16 protein-coding genes are annotated in these 21070 nt (G+C 58.7%); 4 read left to right on the top strand and 12 right to left on the bottom strand.

Going from position 1 to position 21070, the window contains the following annotated elements; all coding sequences use genetic code 11:
• Positions 1-82 precede the first annotated feature (82 nt).
• From RBT76_05800 to RBT76_05785, 4 genes are all read left to right on the top strand, one after another.
• Entirely contained in the window at positions 83-2941 is a 2859-nt protein-coding gene (locus tag RBT76_05800) for a FlgD immunoglobulin-like domain containing protein (GenBank protein ID MDX9857283.1), read from the top strand.
• Between the two features lie 186 nt (positions 2942-3127).
• A complete protein-coding gene (folE, locus tag RBT76_05795; GenBank protein MDX9857282.1) occupies positions 3128-3697 on the top strand; it encodes a GTP cyclohydrolase I FolE in 570 nt (189 codons plus the stop codon).
• A 17-nt stretch (positions 3698-3714) separates the two neighbouring features.
• The gene (locus tag RBT76_05790) at positions 3715-4938 is read left to right on the top strand and encodes a 6-carboxytetrahydropterin synthase (protein MDX9857281.1); all 1224 of its coding nucleotides are present in this window, start codon (positions 3715-3717) and stop codon (positions 4936-4938) included.
• The gene (locus RBT76_05785; GenBank protein ID MDX9857280.1) at positions 4935-5627 is read left to right on the top strand and encodes an SDR family NAD(P)-dependent oxidoreductase; all 693 of its coding nucleotides are present in this window, start codon (positions 4935-4937) and stop codon (positions 5625-5627) included. The genes RBT76_05790 and RBT76_05785 overlap by 4 nt, the downstream gene beginning before the upstream one ends.
• 68 nt (positions 5628-5695) lie before the next feature.
• Here RBT76_05785 and RBT76_05780 read toward each other — a convergent pair whose 3' ends face one another.
• The 12 genes from RBT76_05780 to RBT76_05725 form a co-directional block, all read right to left on the bottom strand.
• Positions 5696-6025, bottom strand: a complete 330-nt coding sequence (locus RBT76_05780; GenBank protein ID MDX9857279.1) for a 4a-hydroxytetrahydrobiopterin dehydratase — start codon at positions 6023-6025, stop codon at positions 5696-5698.
• A gap of 15 nt (positions 6026-6040) precedes the next feature.
• Positions 6041-7897, bottom strand: coding sequence for an aromatic amino acid hydroxylase (locus RBT76_05775; protein ID MDX9857278.1), 1857 nt, complete (start codon positions 7895-7897; stop codon positions 6041-6043).
• Positions 7898-8010: 113 nt separating this feature from the next.
• Positions 8011-9954 (bottom strand): acetoacetate--CoA ligase, encoded by a 1944-nt coding sequence (locus RBT76_05770; GenBank protein ID MDX9857277.1) that lies wholly within the window; start codon positions 9952-9954, stop codon positions 8011-8013.
• Between the two features lie 52 nt (positions 9955-10006).
• Entirely contained in the window at positions 10007-10972 is a 966-nt protein-coding gene (locus RBT76_05765) for a flavin reductase family protein (GenBank protein MDX9857276.1), read from the bottom strand.
• A 4-nt stretch (positions 10973-10976) separates the two neighbouring features.
• Positions 10977-11996, bottom strand: a complete 1020-nt coding sequence (locus RBT76_05760; protein MDX9857275.1) for a fumarylacetoacetate hydrolase family protein — start codon at positions 11994-11996, stop codon at positions 10977-10979.
• 32 nt (positions 11997-12028) lie between these two features.
• On the bottom strand, positions 12029-13141 hold the full coding sequence (gene hisC, locus RBT76_05755; GenBank protein ID MDX9857274.1) for a histidinol-phosphate transaminase: 1113 nt from the start codon (positions 13139-13141) through the stop codon (positions 12029-12031).
• Between the two features lie 119 nt (positions 13142-13260).
• A complete protein-coding gene (locus tag RBT76_05750) occupies positions 13261-14424 on the bottom strand; it encodes a homogentisate 1,2-dioxygenase (protein MDX9857273.1) in 1164 nt (387 codons plus the stop codon).
• 36 nt (positions 14425-14460) lie between these two features.
• The gene (gene hppD / locus RBT76_05745; protein MDX9857272.1) at positions 14461-15600 is read right to left on the bottom strand and encodes a 4-hydroxyphenylpyruvate dioxygenase; all 1140 of its coding nucleotides are present in this window, start codon (positions 15598-15600) and stop codon (positions 14461-14463) included.
• Positions 15601-15932: 332 nt separating this feature from the next.
• Positions 15933-16784 (bottom strand): phosphatase PAP2 family protein, encoded by an 852-nt coding sequence (locus RBT76_05740; protein MDX9857271.1) that lies wholly within the window; start codon positions 16782-16784, stop codon positions 15933-15935.
• Positions 16785-16788: 4 nt separating this feature from the next.
• The gene (locus tag RBT76_05735) at positions 16789-18057 is read right to left on the bottom strand and encodes a hypothetical protein (GenBank protein ID MDX9857270.1); all 1269 of its coding nucleotides are present in this window, start codon (positions 18055-18057) and stop codon (positions 16789-16791) included.
• Positions 18047-19786 (bottom strand): hypothetical protein, encoded by a 1740-nt coding sequence (locus tag RBT76_05730; GenBank protein ID MDX9857269.1) that lies wholly within the window; start codon positions 19784-19786, stop codon positions 18047-18049. Before RBT76_05730 ends, RBT76_05735 begins: the two co-directional genes overlap by 11 nt.
• A gap of 2 nt (positions 19787-19788) precedes the next feature.
• Complete coding sequence (locus RBT76_05725) at positions 19789-21027, bottom strand: BamA/TamA family outer membrane protein (protein ID MDX9857268.1); 1239 nt, start codon at positions 21025-21027, stop codon at positions 19789-19791.
• Positions 21028-21070: the final 43 nt, after the last annotated feature.

Raw genomic sequence — 21070 nt, 5'->3', positions numbered from 1 at the left:
CAGCACGACGTTTGATTGTTTTGGGACGTTTATGTCGGCTCGGTCAGATTGTCCGGGCAATTGCAGCGCCGGGAACAGCTGCATGGCATTCGAATCACCGGAGGGAAGCGACCTCATCTACCTGTTCGCGGGCGGCATCTGGATCGGTGGTATCAGCGGCGGCGATACGCTGGTGTCGGCGAGCAGGGACAACACTTTTCCACTTTCCAACGAAATGTCTCCGCCGACAGCCTCTTTTCGGTCGGTGACAACGATACCGACCCCGGCGGACTTCGGACTGCGGGCGGAGTTTTATGACACGGCAACAACCGGAGTCGTGCCCGATGCCAGCGGCCGGAACCACATCCCGCTCGGATTGAGGATCGCAAACCGCTCCCACGTTCGGTACGATGCCGGTCACAACAAGGCTGTCGTGTACGACATGGTAATCACGAATATCAGCCGCAACGACATTACCGACGGTTATGTTGGCATCTTCCTCGACGCGGACATAATGTACGAGTCCACATACGGGTTCGAAGATGATATGATCGGATCGCTCCGATCGAGCGGTATGGCATATGTCGTCGACAATGACGGCGATCCGCAGTCGGGGGATTTCACGGGGCGAAGTCCAACCCGGTTATTCGCCTTTCAATTTCTCGGCAGTTCATTCACTGCCCGAGACACAAGCTTCAACTGGTGGCGGGTATATACACTTGGGGGAGCGGATGACTTCGGACCTCGTCGACGGGACACTGTCTACCATGACTACGGTACGGGAGGCACAGGAGAACCGTACGGCGACCAGAACAAATACCATATGTTACGTTTCCCCGAGTGGGATTACGACCAGTGGTACATCACCGAAATAGGTACGGACGACGACATCTGGATGGCGCCGCCGGCCGCCGCAGCGCTTGACCTCTACGACGGAGGCGATATTCGGTTCCTGATGTCGACCGGCCCGTTCGACCTTCCCGCAGACTCAAGCATCCGGCTGTTGTACACTATGTTTGTGGGGCGATGGGTACACCGTGATCCTACTATCCTTCAATTCCTGCCTGACTACCCGGACCTGTACCGCATGAGCCTGAACATGTCGGACGCGATGGCCACATCGGCAAACGCCCGGCTTCTGGCCGAGGCACTGATCGATCCGATGCAGCCCCCGGTGGGATTCGCCGTGGCGCATGAATCGATCGACTCCGTTGTACTTAGCTGGGATCCCTGGGGTCTGCCCGAGGTAACCGGGTATCGCGTTTTTGCCGGCGGTGTGCCGTTCACCGATTTCCCTCATCCGGGAGCGATTGCTCCCTGGGTAAAACCCGAATCACTGATGCTCGTCGATGAAATTGGTCCCGAGCGGCAGTACACGATCACGACTTTCAGCCCTGACACCCTCTACTATCTTTCTGTGAGTCACATCACTGCCCTTGGCGAAGGCGAACGAACGGAACCTGTCCCGGCACGAGCCGGGGCTCGCGCGACCGCCCCGGAATTCGATCGGTCGAGAGTACTGTACTTACCGGGTGATCCGGCCGTACTCACGTGGTCGCACGACGAGCCGTCGATGTTTGATCATTTTTCGGTCTATCGCTTTGAGCCGGGCGATCCGGACACAACGTGCTTCCACTCTTATTATGACACCGGCGAGTCTCTGGCTTTCCGTACCGCCCGTGATACGGTGGTGGTCGACGGAATCACCTACTACTACTATCAGCGTGACAGTTATGCAGAGGTTGACGGCAACACGTTCTCATTTGCGGATGATTCGCCGATACACGGCTGCCTGTATGTCGTGGCGGGCACCGATCGGAACGGTTTTGAATCGTGGTTTTCGCGGCCCGCACGCGCGGTTGAGCGACCCGCGGTGACCGCCGATATCGGCGTGCTCACGTACTCATCGCCCTACGGGCAGGGAGTGGCTCTGGAGACTGTCACCTCTTTCTATGACGACGTCCTCTCCCGGTATTCGTATGAGATCCGCAATCTCTCACTGCCCGAGAATCAGATTACCGACTCCCTCTGGTGGCGTGAGCTTCTGCGCTACCGCTGCGTGATTATCGATGACGGCCTTCGAGACTACGCCCTGAACATGCTTCCGCCGACCGCAATCCATGACCTTCTCGACGCGGGCGGGAGCGTAATATACTGCGGTTCGTTTTTCGGCAAGACGGGCGCCGACTGGTTTGGCGCAGCACCGGCATATCGGTCCGTGGACAGCGCGATGGAGCGGTTGTTTGGAGTTGACTCGGTTTTCCAGACCGGCCTGCGCTGGTACGCCACTAACACCGATCCGCCGTTGATCGACAGCATGCTCGGATTCGTGCGGGCGGTCCCCCAAAACGCGTCTCTGCCATTCTTGCTGTATGACTCTCTCCCTTATCCCCTTCTTGGGGGTATGGAAGGTTACTGGCCGACCACATCGGCGGCTATGGCGTCGGCATTCGGGGTTTCCGATTCCTCAGCGGTCGTCTTTGCGTTCGAAAGCCGGTATCCGGCCACTTCCCGGGTGCATGGTCATCCGTGCGCGGTTCTGAAGGAACACGGGCAGGGCCGCGCCATGGCAATCGCGGAACACCTCTGGTACCTGGATACGGACGGCGTGCGATCCCTTGTCGACTGGTTCATGCTTGGCGTCCCCACCGGGAGCGAAGACCCGGACGAACCGCCGCTTCCTTCGTCGGTCGAACTGCATCAGAACTACCCCAATCCGTTCAATCCCACCACAACCCTCAGGTTCAGTGTTGTATCGGCGGGTCACGTGCGACTTGCTATCTACAACGTGCTTGGACAGCGGGTCAAAACGTTGGTCGACAACTACCGGCCGGCCGGGATACACACGGTCGTCTGGGACGGCACAACCGAGAGCGGCAATCGGGCCGCGTCCGGCGTTTATCTCTATCGACTCAGGACTGACGGAACCGATGTCAGCCGGAAGATGCTTCTTTTGAGATAGTACGTCCACACGGCCGGTGAGAATCCCCTCATCGGACAAACCACTTGGACCGAACCAACGCGCATCGTACCATAGGCGTAGATATCCACGATGTAATCCGGAACCAATACTGTCCGGAATCGTTGTAAAGCAGGACGGTACGGCAATCAAAGCCGCATTCCGTACTATAAAGAGGAATCGCAGATCATGTCGTTACAGGAAGCCTACCGGCAGTTGCTCAGCGGAATCGGGGAGGACCTGAATCGCGAGGGTCTTCGGGACACACCGAAACGGGCCGCCAAGGCGCTGGAGTTTCTCACACAGGGATACTCGGCGGATGTCGAACAGATTGTTAACAGCGCCGTGTTTGAGTCGGATACCAGTGAGATGGTGGTGGTCAAGGATATCGAGTTGTACTCGATGTGTGAGCATCACCTGCTGCCGTTTTTCGGCAAAGCGCACGTGGCGTACTTGCCCAACGGCAAAGTTATCGGCCTGTCGAAACTGGCCCGCATAGTAGACGTCTTTGCCCGCCGCCTGCAGATCCAGGAGAATCTGACCCGGCAGATTGCCGACACGATTCAGCGGTACACGAATGCGAAGGGAGTCGGGGTGGTCATCGAGGCGCAGCATCTGTGCATGATGATGCGCGGCGTGCAAAAGCAGAACTCCGTAATGACGACATCTTGTGTGCTCGGTGAAATCCACGACGATCAGGCAACCCGGGCTGAGTTTTTCAGCCTGATACGCGGAATCAGCGGGCGTCGCGGGATGTAGCGGCGTTAGATGACCCTATGTATCTGACCTTGAGCAAGCGGTTCGAATTCTCGTCATCGCATCGATACTACGTCCCCGACTGGGACCCGCAGAAAAACCGACAGTTTTTCGGCCGCAGGATCGGCGGCCCGCACGGGTACGGCAACAACTTCACGCTGTACACCGTTTTCCACGGCGCTGTCGATGCGCGGGACGGCATGATCATCAACGTAACGACAATCAAAAAACGTGTAAACGATATCCTCTCAGCCCGCTACGACCACAAGTTTCTCAATGTCGATACGTCGCCGTTCGATTCCATTCCCCCCACGCCGGAGAATCTCGTTGCCTGTCTGTTCGAAGATATCCGCTCCGCCTTTTCGGGTGAGTCGGCGCAGCCGGTGGTGTGTCATCTGGAGGAGACCGACACTTCGGCGGCAACCGCGTACGCGGGCGGACGGATCGAACGGCACTTCACGATTGATTTCTCCGCCGCCCGGAGAACCGTGTCACCACACCTGACGGATCAGCAGAACCGGGAGCTGTTTGGAAAGGCCGTCAACATACATGGTCACGGCTATCGCGTGCGTGTTACGCTGGATGGTCCGGTGGACGGCAGTTACGGCATGATTGTTCCTCCGTCGGAGTCGGAGCGGGCGCTGTCGTCGCTCTATGAAGAACTGGACCATCACTACCTGAATGATGAAGTCTCGGGACTAAAAAGCCTGCCGGTGACCACCGAGACACTCGCGCGGTACGCCTTCGAACGACTTGGCGCCTCGCTGCCGGTCAATCGCGTGCGACTGCACGAAAATCCCCGATTCTTCGCGGAATTTCATCGTGGCGGTATCACTTTCCTGGGAATCGAGAGCAGTTTCCATGCGGCTCATCGGTTGCACAGCTCCCGGTTGACTGAGCTTGAAAACGTCGAGGTGTATGACAAGTGCAATAACGCAGCCGGGCATGGGCACTTGTACCGACTCGAAGCAACTGTCGGTGGTACGCTCGATGAGCGGAGCGGGACGCTGTTCGACCTCGATCGCGCCTATAAGTCCGTGGACTCTGTCCTCGAGCCGTGGCGATTCCGCCATCTCGATCTCGACACTGATGACTTCCGGGACCGACCCAGCACCGCCGAAAACATGGTAACAACACTGTGGCCGCGTCTGCAGAAGGCCCTCGACGATCGTCTGTGGCGGACACGGCTGTGGGAGACTCCGAACAATCGATTCACCGTACGAAGACAGGGAGATTCTCGTTGAAACGTATTCTGATTACGGGCGCGAGTCAGGGCATCGGGAGAGCAATCGCGGTCCGGCTGGCCGGGGAGGGCAGGACGGTCTATGTACACGGCCGCAACAAGGACGCCCTGCGGAAGACCGCGGCGCTGGTCGAGTCGAAACGGGCAACCGGCGTTCCAATCTTCGCCGACCTGCACGGTGAGGCCGGGATCCAATCGATTGTCGACGCGGCTGGCGCCGGTCCCCTCGACGTACTCGTCAACAATGCCGGCGTGGCGTTTGTCAAGCCGGTGGAAGAGCTGACCGAAGACGAATGGCGTCGCACGCTGGATATCAACGTCACGGTGCCGTTTTTGCTCGTAAAGAATCTCGTTCCCTTTATGACTTCAGGCGGGACGATTGTCAATATTCTCTCGATCGCCGCGGAATCGGGATTTGCGAACTGGAGCAGTTACTGCGCGAGCAAGTTTGCGCTGGATGGATTCTCTCGCGCGCTGCGCGAGGAACTTCGCCCGCGCGGTATCCGCGTCATCACCGTCACGCCGTCCGCAACCAATACCGCCCTGTGGAACAGCGTCTCCGGGGATTTCCCGCGCGAAAAGATGCTGAATCCGGATGAAGTGGCCGAGGCGGTCGCATTTGCGCTCTCGCGGCCGTCCGACGTTCTCATAGACTCTATCCGTGTGGGCAATATAGCCGGGACGTTGTAACCCTGTGTATCAGGGACAAAGTGAGACGCCGACAAACGTCTCCCCATCTGTCTCCACATGAATCGGGCTTACCTGATGCGGTCGATTTTGCTGGCGACGACGAAGTCGTTGATCGACAGACCGCCGATCGCGTGCGTCCAGAGCGTGATCCGGACCTTGTTCCACCCGTGGATGTAGATGTCCGGGTGGTGTCCCTCGTCCTCGGCGATTTCTGCTACCTTATTGACCCACGCCATAGCCTCGACGAAATCCTTGAAACGGAACTCCCGCTCAAGAGACTTGTCGTCGAGCACCGTCCAGTCCGGCAACTGCTCGAGATAAACTTCAAACTGGTCTCGGGTCAGCGGGTCAATTCCGCCCTCGCAGGGCACACACCGTTTCCGGCTGAGATTCTGCATCGCAAACCGCCTCGCTTACACCTTCTTGAACGGGTTATCGACGAGATACAGCCCGTCGGTGATCAGTTTCCGCAGGTGTTCCTGCGCAGTCGCCGTGCGATTCAACTCATCCCGAATCCGGTCCGCAGTGTCGGCGAAAATTCCTCTCGAAACGAGAATCTCGAGAATCTCCAACGACGCCAGCCAATCGTTCGGGTGTTCTGCTCTCAGCGACTCATACAACGCAACGATGGAATCATCTGTTTTGTTCTCGGTGCGATAGGCGCGAATAATGGCGTATATGTTCTGCAGGGCGCGGGTCTTGTCGTCGTAGTCGAGTTTGACGGTGCGTTCTTTCGGCACCAGCGACGGTTGCTCGTAGGCGTCCTTGTCGGCGGCGCTGCAGAAGACGGAAACGATCTCGGCGCCGACCGCCATATCGTAGGCGCCCCACGTCGGATCGAACAATACGGTCAAACCGTTATTGACGGAGCAGTCCGAAAAGACGAGCAGGACGACCTTGTCGTTTCTGCGTTCAACCCGCTCCAGCAATCCGTCAACGGTGATTCCGCTCTCGAACGTGAAGTTGCTCCGCCGGCCCGGAACCAGCCCGTGCGACCGCAGGTCGCCGTCGGACATGCGTTCAATCGGCTGGTCCACGCCTTTAAGCTTGCCTACCGGCGAGCCGAATCCGTCGGCGTGATAGACTTTGCCGTGTCCCTCGAGTTGTTTGTATTCGACCGCGAGGGCGGTGGCGCCGGTCGTCTTGATGTACACGGGGCGATTGTGCTCGTCAACCGTCACGCCGGTGAAAACGCCGGAAACCTGCAGGCCCGAAGAATACACGGCGGTCGAAACGTTGTTGCACTCGATTGCCTTCGTCAGCCCCGAAACGCCGCCCGTACGAAATGCCATCCCGTCGGCGAATTCCTCGAGTACGTCGATCAGGTGCCGGAAATCGGGCGTAACGAACAGCTGCGGCTGCTGGGTCGTGATATCAAAGGCAAAGTCCGCAGTCTGGAGATTGTACGGGAGCTTTTTTACCTTCGGCGTTACGCAATTGGCGGATTCCCCGATCGATGAGAGCAAACCGGCGCCGTATATCTTGGGATTGTCAAGGGTACCGATCAGGCCGTATTCCACAGTCCACCAGTGCAGGCGACTCAGCAGCGCCATCTCCGACGGCGTGCCGAGATTCGCCTGGCCGTACTCCACGGCATTCTCCGCCGCCTTCACTTCTTCCGGATCGGGATTCGGCAGTTCTTTGAGGATGGACAGGTGGCGGATGGCCTCGTACAACTCGAAGTCTTTTCTCGAAGACATCGCTTTGGCGCCTACTTCACCGATCCGCCGGAGGTATTCCGCGTATTCCGGATCCGCGATAATGGGGGCGTGTCCGGCCGCCTCGTGGATGATATCCGGAGCCGGGGTGTATTCGATATGATTGATCTGGCGCATGTCGGCGGCGATTACGAGCACACGGTAGGCCTGATACTCCATGAAGGCGGCCGGAGGAATGAAACCGTCGACCGTCACGCAGGCCCAGCCGATTCGTGACAGGATGTCATTCATCTCGTAGACGCTTGGAATCTTCTCGATTCCGATTCCGGTCTTCTTCAGCCCCTCCGTGTACGACTCGTGAGCGTGATCTTTCAGGAAGGCGAAATTCTGGCGCATGACGTACCGCCAGACGGCGTGGTCGACCGGTGTGTACTTTTCGTATTGCTGATCGACGACAAACTGTTTGAGATGTCTGGGCAGTTTCTTGAGATTCTCATTGTCGACCACGTCCCAGATGGGGACGTACTCGCTGGCGATCGGTCCGGCGCCTGTACGGTCTACCCCGGGCGCCCGGAAAAAGCCGTCGGTAAATCGCGTGGTCCCGCGCGTCATGGAATCAATCCTCCAGCCTCATGTGAATACGGTATTTTATTCGATTGAATCGGTCCAAAAAGTCCATTTCACAATATATTCCCGGGGCCCGGGTGAGGCAAGGAGTTTCGAACTCACGGTTCCTGAAGGTCCGGCAGCGAACGAAACTGCTCCAGTGACCCGGGGTTGGCCAGCGCCTCACGATTGGCGACATCGAAGCCGTGAATGATCCGGGTGACGGCGATCTCTACTTTCTTGCCGTTGAGCGTATGGGGGATGTCCTTGACCGCGATTATTTTGGCGGGTACGTGTCGCGGCGACCGCGCCGTACGGATGGCGTCGCGGATTTTCCCTCGAAGCGCGTCGTCGCACGTCACCCCTTCGGCGGGCACAACGAACAACACGATTCGAACGTCGCTGCCCCATTGCTGGGCGACAGCGAGGCTGTCGGCGATCTCCGGCAGCGCCTCGACCGGACCATATATCTCCGCCGTACCGATCCGAACCCCGCCGGGGTTCAAGGTGGCGTCGGACCGCCCGTATACGATAACCCCGCCGCGAGGCGTGATACGGATGTAGTCGCCGTGGTGCCAGACTCCGGGCCACCGGTCGAAATAAGCGTTGCGATACCTGGCGCCGTCGGCATCATCCCAGAAGAACACCGGCCGCGACGGGAACGGTGCGGTGCAGACCAGTTCGCCGACCTCATCGAGAACCGGTTCTCCCCGGTCGTTGAACGTCTCGACCTTCATCCCCAGGCCCCGGCACTGTATCTCGCCGGAATACACCGGCAGGATGGGACATCCAAGCATAAAGCAGGAAATGATATCGGTGCCCCCGGAAATGGACGCCAGTTGGATGTCGGGCTTGATATGTCGATACACGTATTCGAAATTGGCCGGCGCCAGCGGTGAACCCGTGGATAGAATCGTGCGCAGCGCTTTCAGGTCGAATTTCTCGCCCGGTCGGACGTGACGATCCTCCAATGCCGTCAGATACTTCGGCGAAGTCCCGAATACCGAGATTCTCTCCTGTTCCGCCAGTTTCCACAAAGTCCCCAACGTCGGGTGGGACGGCGATCCATCGTACAAGACGATCGTGGCGCCAGACGACAGCACGCCGACCAGCCAGTTCCACATCATCCATCCGCAAGTCGTGTAGTAGAACACAACGTCGTCCCGCCGGATATCGGTATGCAGCCGATGTTCCTTGGCGTGCTGGAGCAACGTTCCCCCGGCGCCGTGGACGATGCATTTCGGCTTCCCGGTCGTTCCCGACGAATACATGATGTAGACAGGTTGGTCGAATGGCAGTTGTTCGAAGGTGACCTCTTTCGCCGAGGGATCCATCAGGCCGTCCCAGGAGATCGACTTCGGCGGGAGCGGTCCCGACTGCTCTCCGAGATGATCAAAAACGACGGCGCGTTCGATACTGGAAATTTTCGCTATCACTTCGGCGACACGGTCAGTGATGTCGATATTTTTGCCGTTGTATCGACAGCTGTCGGCGGCAAACAGGACTTTGGGAGCAATCTGCCCGAAGCGGTCCAGTACTCCCTGAGAACCGAAATCCGGCGAGCAGGAGGACCATATGGCGCCGAGAGAAGTTGTCGCGAGCATGGCGATAACGGCCTCGGCGCTGTTCGGAACGATGGCCGCCACCCGATCACCGGTACCGACGCCGAGCCGTTTCAGACCGGAGGCACAGGCTGCCACTTGCCGGTACAACTGAGCGTACGTAAGGCGTCGCGCGGTATCGTCTTCGGCACAGGCGACGATCGCCGTGTGGTTGTCGCGGTATCGCAGGAGATTTTCGGCGAAATTCAGCCGCGCCCCCTCGAACCACACGCTGTTCCAGATCTCCGATCCGGTCCGGACTTCACCGAACTCACGCGAGTGGACGATTTCCATGAACTCCCATATCGACTGCCAGAACGCCTCGACGTTATTGATGGACCAATCGTACAGCTCGGCGTATGAGTTGAAATGCCGGCCGAGGCGATCTGCAAGCCAGCCCATATAGCGGCTCATTTCGGTTCTCGGGATGTAATCGGCAGGTGGTTCCCAGAGCGGTTTCATATCCGCAGCGCTCCCTCCGTTGCGTGGATCGTGCAGGCTTGTGCGCCGACCGCTAGTCGACGATCAGCAACAGGGCGGCCCATCCGAAGTAAACGTCGCCTTCATCCAGCGCCGTTTTCGCGGTCAGTTCGAGCAGGTGACGCCGTTCGTCACGGGGCAGATCCGTCATCGAGGCTGCGATGGCCAGCATAGCCTCGAAGTCGTTTCTCCGCGCGGCACGACTGAACGCTTCCGCCGAGACTTCGGGCGCAACACTTCGATCGAGCCCGGACAGCACGCGCCGGGCTTCCTCTGCGGTCGGTACCGCCTCGACTCCCGCCAGTTGAGCGAGGTTGTTGCCCGAGAGGATGCGAGATGTCCGGATATGATCCGGCAGGCGGTCGACCCCGATACCATGACGTTCGGTGGGTTTCGGAACCTCGAAGACCGCCGCGCCGCTCGCCCGCGTGTACCAGTTGCCGCTGTTTCTGCCGACCAGGTCGATACGGTCGGGCACGATGATCCCGCGTTCGAACAAGTCGTCGGCGGCGTGAAATTTCACAACCTCGCAGATCGCAAGATTTCCCGACACCGGGCCGTCGCCGAGCGGCACCATCTGCATCAACCGACACTCCATCTGGAACGGTGATTCCTTGACGCGCGGCGGCCGAACCAGATCGGATGGTTCCGGCGTCAGCCCGGCCTTGACAAATTCGTCGACCTCGGGGAGAAACTCTGTCGACGCCAGCGAGACCTGCTGGACGAGATCATAAGTCACGGCCTGAATGACGCATTCCCGTGTTTCCATGATATTTCGATACGTGTCTTTTTTCGTACCGTCCCTTCCCCGTGTCGAGGGCGAGAACGCGACCACCGGGGGATTGGCGCCGAATGCATTATAAAACGAAAACGGGGACAAATTGACCGTGCCGGACGCGGAAATCGTGGACACCAGCGCGATTGGACGCGGCGCCACGCCGCCGAGCAACAGCCAGTGTACGTCGCGAACCGACAACTCCCGGGGCTCGACATGAATCATAAAATCACCCGACGTTCTTCTTCCTGGCGAGAATTGAGTATTGGCGGTCGGCGCTGACGATCCGGTTTGTCAGCGACCCGAGGTTTTCTATTTCGAGTTCAATCGTATCGCCGTCCTGCAACCACACCGGCTCGAACGCGTGTCCCTGTTCGGCGGCTTCACGAGCCCGGGTGCCGTTTAATTCCAGATAACATCCCGTACCGACCGTGCCGGAGCCGATGACATCGCCGGGAAAGATCTCGACGCCATAGGAACAGCGCTCGATGATTTCCGCGAACGTGAAGGTCATATCCTTCAGGTTGCCGTCCGAGACCAGTTTGCCGTTGTGGGTCGCGGTCATTCGAAGGTCGTGCTGCCGGCCGAAAGGCGTGTCGATTCGTCGATCGGTCAACTCGTCGGGCGTCACGAGCCACGGGCCGATGGCGGTCGCGAAGTCCTTGCCCTTGGCCGGTCCAAGGTTGAGTTTCATCTCTTCCATCTGCAGGACCCGGGCAGAGAAGTCATTCATGATCGTATACCCGGCGATAAACGAATCGGCCTCTTCCGCCGCCACGTTTTTACCCTTCCTGCCGATTACCACGGCGGCTTCGAGCTCGAAATCGAGTTTCTGCAGGTGGTCGCATTCGACCAGACAGTCTCCCTCGCCGATGATGCTGTTGTGGTTGGTGAAGTAGAATATGGGGAACTGGTCGAACTCGGGAATCATCTCGACCCCGCGATTTCGCCGTGCGGCCGCGACATGCTGTCGAAACGCATACGCATCGCGGCAGGAAGTCGGACGCGGCACGGGCGCCATCGGTGTGTACGTCTGAACGACGAGATCGGCTTTCCCTCGGAGGATATCCTCGAGCAGGCGGCGCGCCTCATCCATTAATCGATCGCCGCCCCAGAGAAACTCGCTCATCGTCGACGGCAGTGTCTTGTTCACGATACGTGCATTCTCCTGCATGTCGTATACTTTGCCGTCGACATGCAGCCCGAGACGTTCTTCACCCGCAGTCGTTCTAAAAGAGACAAACTTCATGCTCGTAGTCCTTTGCTGGTTCTGCCCGGACTCTAGTCTCCCACCGGATGCAGAAGGAGCGCGGTCACTTCCTCAAGCACGGTGAGGGCAAACTCGGTCTCCTCTTCCGTGCCGGAGTTAATCCTGATACCGTTGGGAATACCAAACGGCGCGATGGGGCGGATGATCAGCCCTCGATCGAGGCAGTGCTCGTAAAACTGGCGGGCCGTCTCCTGAGACGGCAGCAGCAGCATGATAAAATTGGCGTAGGTCGGAACATGCTCCAGGCCGAGCCGATCCAGTCCTTCATTCAACATGGCCAGCGACCGTCGGTTGGTCTCCAGCGTTCGCCGCAAAAACTCCTCATCGTCGAGCGCCGCAATCGCTGCGGCCTGCGCAAAGCTGTTCGGCTCGAACGGCAGTTTGACCTTGTACAGATCCTGTATAAGCGTTTCCGGTCCGACCGCATAGCCGACACGAAGACCGGCCAGCCCGTACACTTTGGAAAGCGTTCGCGTGACGATCACGTTTTCATAGTCGTACGACAACCCGTCGGGATATCCCTCGTGTTCCATCGCGTAGGCAGCGTAGGCCTCGTCGAGAATCACGAGAATATCGGACGGGATGCGGTCCATGAACGCCGTGAATTCACGATCCGTAAACATGGTTCCGGTCGGGTTGTTGGGATTCGCGAGGTAAATGATGCGAGTGTCGCCAGAAATGGCGTCAGCGATCGCATCGAGATCAAACCCGTAGTTCTTCAGCGCCACCTGGCGAATGCGTCGGCCCAGCTTGGTGGTATTGACGTAGATACCGATGAACGTGCCTTCCGACGTCAACACCTTGTCACCCTCGTATGAAAAGGCGTTGACGATATACCCGAGCAGGGCATCGGTGCCGTGGCCGAAGATGATCTGTTTTGGCGACTTGTTGATCCGGGGAGCCAGTTTGGCGACAAGGTCGGCCGCGCGCGGATCAACATACCGGTGAAGCTCACCGGCGGCTTTGGCCAGCGCGGTCAGCGCCATGGGCGACGGGCCCAGCGGGTTCTCGTTGGAGGCAAGCTTGACGATACGGGCAAGCTGCTTCTCACGAGCGAGTTCGGAGATCGGCTTGCCCTCTTTGTACGGTTTCAGGTCCCGGGTGTGCTTCGGTATCTTCACCATGGTGTCTCTCGCTGGCCGGCGGCAGTTCAACCGACCGATTCGGGTGGACGTCGACGCGTTTACTCGTACACTAAAGGTCACGTCTGTCCCCGAATCCGTCAAGCGGAATCATCGACCGATTACTCCAGCCACGAGCGGGCATATGCGGGGTCCATCGTGTCGCGGGCATTCACGGTCGGCACGAGGGGCGCGAACGTGTCGATCATGATCGCGTACTCGTCGGTCCCCTTGGCGCCGATCGAGGCCTCGGTTTTGCCCGGCTGCGGTCCGTGGGGCAATCCCCCGGGGTGAAGCGTGACCGACCCCTCTTTAACGCCCTTCCGGGACATGAAGTCTCCCTCGACATAATACAGGACTTCGTCGCTGTCGATGTTTGAATGGAAATACGGGGCCGGAATCGCATTTTCGTGCCAGTCGAAGGGCCGCGGATTGAAATTGCAGATCACGAAATGCTGGGTGTTGAAGGCCAAATGCACCGGCGGCGGCAAGTGAATGCGACCAACCTTCGGGTGATAGCTCTTGATATTAAACGCAAAGGGATACAAGAAGCCGTCCCACCCCACGACATCAAACGGGTGGTGGGGAACGATGTGCTCGAAAAACCGGTGGCCGGCTTTCAGAATTATGCTGAACTCGCCCGTTTCGTCGTGCGGCTGCATGTATTCGGGAGTCTTGAAGTCCCTCTCGCAGTACGGGGCATGCTCTTCCATCTGACCATAGTCGTTGCGGTAATGACTCGGAATCTCATAGGCCGTTCCGGATTCCACGATCAGAAGCTTGTTGTCGCCGTCGTATGAGTCGAATTTGAACTGATGCGTGACGGCACGGGGAATAATGAACTGGTCGCCGGGTTCAAACGAGATGCGTCCGAACTCGCTGAGAAACTCCCCGCTGCCGCGATGCACAAAGACGTACTCGGCCGCATAGGCGTTGCGGTAGAACCGGTCCGTGTCCTCGGTGGGGTGAGCGGTAGAGACGATGCACTGCGGGTTGTACAGGAACACGTTGCGCGAGGTCACGAAATCACCCGGCGTCTTCCGGTTGTCCGTGAAGAAATGAAGGTACAGCACCGGCGCGTCGGGCCACGTGACGTCTTTATGGAGGTCGATCGGCTTCGAAGACTTCACGGCGGTGGGAAGATGATAATGATACTTGTTCGAATAGACGCCGGAAAAGCCCTTGCTCGAAAAGAGTTCTTCGCGGTAGAGCGAGGCCCCATCCTTCTTGTAGAAGGTGGTATGTTTGACCCGGGGAATGTCCCCCACCTTATGGTAAAACGGCATCGTCGTCCTTTCTTCCTGTCACTGTCGGATACTGGTTCAGCACGGCGGCATAACCTCGCTCGGATCTCTCTCGAGGTTGCCCCGGAGCTGCTGGTCAAGCTCTATCGATTCGAAAAGAGCCTGGAAATTGCCTTTGCCGAAGCCCTGCGAATTGCCGGTCCGCTGTATGAACTCAAAGAAAAACGTGGGGCGGTCGCCGGTCGGTTTCGTGAACAACTGGAGCAAATATCCGTCTCCTTCGAGATCGCACAGGATACCGAGCCGCTGCAAATCCTCGATGCTCTCGTTGATGTTCAGATCAGCGCGCTTGCGGAGCATATCGTAGTAGGTATCCGGCACACGGAGAAACTCGACGCCGTTGCGACGAAGCGCATCGATGGTCGAGATGATATCGTCGGTGGCGATCGCGATGTGCTGCACGCCGGAACCGTGATATTGCTCGATGTATTCTTCGATCTGCGACTTCTTGAGCCCCTCGAAGGGCTCGTTGATGGGGTTGCGGATTTTCGAGTCGCGCGTCCGTACGACCTTGGAAAGCAACGCCGAGTATTTCGTCCCGATATCCCCGGCCTTGAAATCGACGAACGTCTCGAAGTTCATGGTTTTGTTGAAATAGTCCGCCCACAGGTTCATTTCGTTCTCGCGCACGTTGCCGACGATGTGATCGATCTGCTGGATGCCGGTGTCTATCGTCTCGATATTCAGCTTCACAGGCGGCTCGCAGTACTTGGGCTTGAAGAGATAATCGTAATTGTCGCGATTGATGTATACCAGCTCCGTGTCGTCATAGAGCCGGATGGCGGCCTGTTCGACATAGCCATGGTGGTCCTCCAGCTTTACCGGCCGGTAGACCATGACGGCCCCGTTCGCCGTGGCATAACGGAACGCTTCATCCACGTCGTCAACCTCCACCGACCAGCGCTTTACGCCGTCGCCGTGCTGCTGCAGGAAACCGTACACGTCGTAGCAGCCGGGCTGCACCGGTGAGGTCACGACAAACTTGACGTTATTTTTGGTCAGGTAATAGGAAACGCGGTCGCGCACGCCGGTTTCTGGGCCGAGATAGGCGGTGATATCCATTCCGAGGGCTTTGGCATACCAGTAGGCGACCATCTTGGCCGATCCGACATAAAACTCCACGAAATCGTATCCCCGGATTGCCAGTCCTTTGCTCATGGCTCACTCCTTGTCAACATGGGTCACACTCGTCTATCTGCATAACGCGAAATGGAGTCAGATGGTCCCCATTTACGCGTCGCACGATCAGGAAAGTGCCCGGCCCCCGGATCCTGCAGTGAGGTCAAGATAGTATCGCGAATGTCGAGGGGCAACCGCTTTTGGCTGTATTGATTCTGATTCCGCCACGCCGGACAATGCCGCCTCCATTCGGCCTCGCTTAACTTGCTTATTAACAAGAAATTACGGGGCGCCCGAAAAATCTCGGCGATTGAATCATAGACCGCAGCGATACACATTCGCGGCCGACAGGAGAATCCTGCCAACAGGCCTCAGAAGGTCATGCTCACCTGGAAAACCATGGGGGTCGGGGCCGTGTGTGAGTCGGATACAGCGTCTTCTTCTCCCAGCGCGTGAAAAAGCTCAGCCAGCAGCCATCCCACCAGCGACCCGGCCAGCACATCGGACACGTAGTGTTTGAACGCATGAATGCGGCTCCAGCCGACATACCCGGCCCAGGAGAAAAACACGGTCGGCGGGAGCCACCGCCAGTCACGATACTCTGCGGCCGAGAGGCGGCTGCGCATGATCGATCGAATCCTGATATTGGTGTAGGCCATCGAAAAGAAGGCGCTCGATGCATGGCCGGAGAAAAAGGACTGGTGTCGGTAGCGCGGACTCATCCCGCGCGGAGCAAGATCCGGCTCCAAAGCGACTACCGGGCGCGTGCGGCGAAACAAGCCTTTTGACAGGTCGGTGATCCCTTTCGTGGCGATCAGCCCGGACCAAATCAGGAATTGATCCTGAAGAAACGTCTTTTCGCGATCGCCCTGAGGCCAGGTGAGATCGGCGAGACCGACGGTGATCAGCCCCATCGCCGGAGTCAGCGCAGAGCCGGCGTCCGAATCGAGGAAGTTGGTCTTGCCGGCATGGAAACCGCCGCCGAGCACGTATTGAAGGCGTCGTTCCAATCCGCCGGGGCGCGACCAGCGCGGCACGGCGGCGGCATCGGCGCTCTTCACGAAGTGCCCCACCCCATACACCGTCGCCGAACCGATTCCCACAAGCGCCACCTTTCCCCCGCTCATGTACGTTCGCGTGTCGGCGGCTGCCGAGCATGCGACAGCCAGCAGGGCCGCTGCAAAGGCCCGGGTGAGTCGTCGAACAACATGGGATGAGTTCATGGCGTCACATTTTGCTGATGAGAACCCCGTCATAGGGAATTCCCAGGCTGTCCAGCGCAATAAAGAAGTGTCCGAGCGTTCCGAGATAGTAGTCGGACCGCACCGCTATATCATCTCGTATGGTAGCCGAGACGTTGCTGTAGAAGTAATGCCCGGACTGCGCGTTGACCTCGACGATACGGGGAACCGTGTCGCGGGCGATGAAAAACGCTCCCGCCGTCAGGATAGCTTCGCCGGGAAACAGGAAGGCATGGTTCGCACGAGGTACCTTGCGCCCGGTCTCCTGCTCGATTCGCTCGACCTCATCGCGGAGCAGTTCCCGCCCGAACCGAACCGTCCCGTTCGCACCCACTGCGAAGAAGTATTCGCCCGCCTGGAGTGTATCGAATCCCTCGCGCGTGAGGGTCTTCAGAGTGCGAACATCCCCCCCGCGTTCGAGGAACTTGCGATATTCCTCCTGAAACATCGGCGCCTCCTTGTTCGGGAAGAGCGCCTCCGGTGCGCCCGCCTTGATCGCTTGCAGCAGGGAATCACCCGGGACAAATGACAGGATCCCAGTAGCATAGTCGGTGTGGATTGGGGCGTGAACACCGAGGAAATCTTTGTAGTTCTGGTAGCCCTCGATGACATAGTCGGGCGGCCGCGCATAGAAATCAACTTCCTCAGGGAGATTGTACTCTGTCGCTATCGGGGCCGACGCCTCATCAAAGCCCTTGTCGAGCGCGAACAGGTAGTCCGAAACTGCTCTCGCATACTCGCGAAGGGCCTCCGGATCAACCTGCAGGCGCGATTCCATGAGCGTCTCTCTCGCCCAAACCAAGAATCGCATCTGATTAATTGTTGTCACGACAATTGACGGGCCGTTCTCGAAGGTCACGAGTGCCGCCCTGAGCCCATTCGGGGGCGGCTCCGAAACCTTGTCCTGATACCAGAAGACTCGGTGCACCGGCAACGAATCACCCGCCTTGATCAATTCCACCGCATTTCTCGCCGCCTCCAAATCGGCACACAGCACGCGCACTTCGTGATAGCCGAAGCTGTGCGGTTTCGTCGCGATCAACGGATCGAGTGGCCCGAGAGCCACGGCCCCCTCCTCGTCAGCAAGAATGACACGGAGATACTCCTGAAGCGGCAGGTTCTGCCACTGCGTGTACTGCTCGAACCGCGTTCCCGTAATCGTTTCAGAGGTCGCGGGAATGCCAAATCCGAATGATATTGATACTGCGAGCAGCAGCGTCGGCAGCACGAGTCGACGGGAGTACCTAATCGACATGCTCCAATCCCACGTATTCGAAAGACGATTCCTGATCGTCGTACCACAGCCAGACAACCGTCGGCTTACTCAGCTTCTTCCCCGGTCGCTCGGTGCGAATCTCCAGTCGATACAGATGGTCCTTGTCCTCGTTCCCCGCTTTATACACTTCGGCCATCGACGCCAGATCGGTAATCGACAGAACTACGGCGGACTCCTCACTCACTCCTGACACCACCTCGTTGCCGTCATATTTGACAACATAGTGATAGCGATTGCCGACCTCCGGCTCGAGTCCGTATCGCACCGACAAGTCATCGAACGAAATCAACATCCCATGCCCGCCGCCGAGGACCTCGATATAATCCAACGGATTCACTCGTGAGAACCAGTGGCGCCCGATCTTGTCGCGCCGCTCCACCAGCCGCTGGAAGAGGTACTCGGCAGCCGCGGAATCCGAGAACTCACCGGATGCCACCAGCGCCCTGAGATGTTCATCGCGCCATGCCATGACAATCTTCGCTCCCCAGTACGCGTCGCGGTCGGTCATGTTGTCGAATGCGGGATTGGGAACGATCGGATCGAAAGTCCCCGGATGGAAATTCTCGGACTCAAACATACCGATCGAGGGATACGGACTGGGCACGTTGTCCTGCCACGCCCAGCGCTTCAGTCCGAGCGTCGCCCAGGAGATCAGCACGTCTTTGAGATCGAACCCGTTGGCGTAACCCTTGCGCGGATGTTTTGGGCCCCGGCCGTCGGAGCCGAAAGTAGAGCCGAAGTCGATCAGGTAATGCTGAAGGTAGCCCCGGTCGCCGTCGGTCCGGACAAACACATCGAGCGTGTTCTGGTCCTTGAGATCATAATGGTTGATGAGTGAAGCGATCACGTACAGGCCGCGAAGTTCGCGACGGTCCTCGTGATCGCACCAGTCGTTTGGATCATCGTCGCGCCGGCCGTCATAACTGAACGGACCTTTGAGAGTGCCGGTCCCGGCGAGTGACAACGATGCCAGCGATCTAATCGATCCGTCAGGCTGATGTTGAACGCGAGCGAGAATGCTGTCGACGTCGGCGCGGGTCATGAGACGCTTCGTTCCGTCGGCATCCGTGATTGTGGCCCCATCCTTGATTGACAGCCACTCCGGCCGCCAGTAGACGATCGTTTCCTGCGGCACGTTGTAGCCGCAGGCATGAAGATACCGTGCCCCCATCGCAGCCGCGGCGGTGGACAACTCGGGGTACCCGACGGGGTCGAACTTGATAATGTATTCGTCTCCCCGGGCGTCCTGAATCCAGAATCCGACCGTTGCCCCCTGAATTTTGGGTCGAAACACGAGCCACGGCCCGGTCGTATCGGGGCCCGGGGTCAAGGCAATGCCGGTGCGGATGTCGTCGGGCGTAAGTGGAGACCGCCCGTGTCTGTTCGTGAACCATGCGCAGTCGGGCACGTCGTCGAACCGATTCATGTTCGCGGCCTGGATCGGTGATCCCCAGAAGCTGCCGAATCCCCTCCTGAGATCAAGCGCCTGCTCGGCCTGCACGAACAACGTGCGGTCCACCGTCTCCCACTCCAAAGACGGATCTCGCGACTCCATCTGTTCAACCGGGCGATCGTCCGCGTCGCGGGCATACGCCAGATCGGGCCGAATCGAGGGCGGCCCACCGCAGCCGACAACGGCCAGCGCCGTTACACATGACACGACGGCGAACATTAGTCGAAGCCGCAACCGCAGTCGATTGGAATGCATACTCAGAAGTCCTGGCCCGCGTGGAAGAAAAACTGCACGCCGTCGTCACTCTTGGCGATCTGGGCCGACACCACAACTTCATCGGGATTCCAGACACGCAGACCGAATCCGGCCGAGTACTTCCAGTCGCGCAGACTGAGTTCGTTGCTGATCGAATGAAAGACACGTCCCTCATCAAGGAACAGGAACGCATCGATCACATCCCAGATTGGATAGCGATACTCGATCGTGACCAGCGCCATGTCGCGGTCGACAAGGCGGTTGGTCCGGTAACCCCGCAAAGACTCCGCGCCTCCCAGGGAGCTCAACAGGTAGAACGGGTTCGGCGATGCGCTGCGGGAGCGGTCGATGTCCTGGGCAATCACGCGAATGGCCAGGATGCGCTTCTCAAAGAGATCGATGTACTGGCTCGCCTCGAACCGCGTTTGGACGAATTCGATATCGTCGTCGCTGCCGACTCCCGTGTGGTAACTTACATCGAGCGAGCGGCGACCTCCGCGCGACGGTTGCCCGCCGCTATTGCGGTTGTCGGATTCGAGCCCGCCGCCGATCGTGACAAACTGTGTCGACCGGGTATCGGCCGACGAGAGACTGAAGCGCTCCCGAATCGCAGCCAGGTCGCCGAGCCGGTCGGGATCGCGACCGTCGAAAATGTTGTAATCGCTGTAACCCGCAAATGCCCCGATAGTCCAGCCACGAGACGGATACAGCGACACGTTACCGCGAACCCGGGTGCGTTCCATCGTGAACGCGACTTCATCATGTTCGGCCGCACCGTTTCCCGGGCCGTAATAGGTCTCGCGGGGCATGCGGTCGTACGAAGCGTTGAAACCGATTCGAAGCGCGCTGTCGGCCGCACCGAGGTGCGTGTACTTCAGATCCGCGGTGCTGTAGTCATGCCACGAATAAAGCAGCTTCAAACGCGTGCGATCCCCGTTGCCGAACGTGTTCCACCGCCGAACTGCGACGCCTCCGGCAAGTCCCTCGTTAGCCTCGTAGGATACAAGCGGGGCAACCGTCGCCTGCGGCCGGGAGAAGTATCTCACGATCTCGCCGACAAAGGTGTCCTGCGTCGTCAGCGTGACCACCCCCCACGCTAGTCCTTTGAGCGCGTATGCGGGTATGGTGATCAACGTACTGGGAACGGCCAGAAGTACGTCGCCGAGCGACTTTCGCCGGGGTTGCGGCTCCCTCGCCAGCGTGCTGTCCGCACTCTCAACAGCGGATGCCGGTCCGGACATTGCAAGGGTCAGACAAAGGACAACCCACGATGCTCTTTTAACG

The sequence above is a fragment of the Candidatus Zixiibacteriota bacterium genome (assembly GCA_034003725.1).
Classification (GTDB): domain Bacteria; phylum Zixibacteria; class MSB-5A5; order GN15; family FEB-12; genus WJMS01.
This window is presented reverse-complemented; position numbering and strand designations above follow the sequence as displayed.

Bases quoted from the DNA above. Each gene is read 5' to 3' on its own strand.
- RBT76_05800 (MDX9857283.1), top strand. From the start codon at position 83: ATGGCATTCGAATCACCGGAGGGAAGCGACCTCATCTACCTGTTCGCG.
- folE (MDX9857282.1), top strand. From the start codon at position 3,128: ATGTCGTTACAGGAAGCCTACCGGCAGTTGCTCAGCGGAATCGGGGAG.
- RBT76_05790 (MDX9857281.1), top strand. From the start codon at position 3,715: ATGTATCTGACCTTGAGCAAGCGGTTCGAATTCTCGTCATCGCATCGA.
- RBT76_05780 (MDX9857279.1), bottom strand. From the start codon at position 6,025: ATGCAGAATCTCAGCCGGAAACGGTGTGTGCCCTGCGAGGGCGGAATT.
- RBT76_05775 (MDX9857278.1), bottom strand. From the start codon at position 7,897: ATGACGCGCGGGACCACGCGATTTACCGACGGCTTTTTCCGGGCGCCC.
- RBT76_05770 (MDX9857277.1), bottom strand. From the start codon at position 9,954: ATGAAACCGCTCTGGGAACCACCTGCCGATTACATCCCGAGAACCGAA.
- RBT76_05765 (MDX9857276.1), bottom strand. From the start codon at position 10,972: ATGATTCATGTCGAGCCCCGGGAGTTGTCGGTTCGCGACGTACACTGG.
- RBT76_05760 (MDX9857275.1), bottom strand. From the start codon at position 11,996: ATGAAGTTTGTCTCTTTTAGAACGACTGCGGGTGAAGAACGTCTCGGG.
- hisC (MDX9857274.1), bottom strand. From the start codon at position 13,141: ATGGTGAAGATACCGAAGCACACCCGGGACCTGAAACCGTACAAAGAG.
- RBT76_05750 (MDX9857273.1), bottom strand. From the start codon at position 14,424: ATGCCGTTTTACCATAAGGTGGGGGACATTCCCCGGGTCAAACATACC.
- hppD (MDX9857272.1), bottom strand. From the start codon at position 15,600: ATGAGCAAAGGACTGGCAATCCGGGGATACGATTTCGTGGAGTTTTAT.
- RBT76_05740 (MDX9857271.1), bottom strand. From the start codon at position 16,784: ATGAACTCATCCCATGTTGTTCGACGACTCACCCGGGCCTTTGCAGCG.
- RBT76_05735 (MDX9857270.1), bottom strand. From the start codon at position 18,057: ATGTCGATTAGGTACTCCCGTCGACTCGTGCTGCCGACGCTGCTGCTC.
- RBT76_05730 (MDX9857269.1), bottom strand. From the start codon at position 19,786: ATGCATTCCAATCGACTGCGGTTGCGGCTTCGACTAATGTTCGCCGTC.
- RBT76_05725 (MDX9857268.1), bottom strand. From the start codon at position 21,027: ATGTCCGGACCGGCATCCGCTGTTGAGAGTGCGGACAGCACGCTGGCG.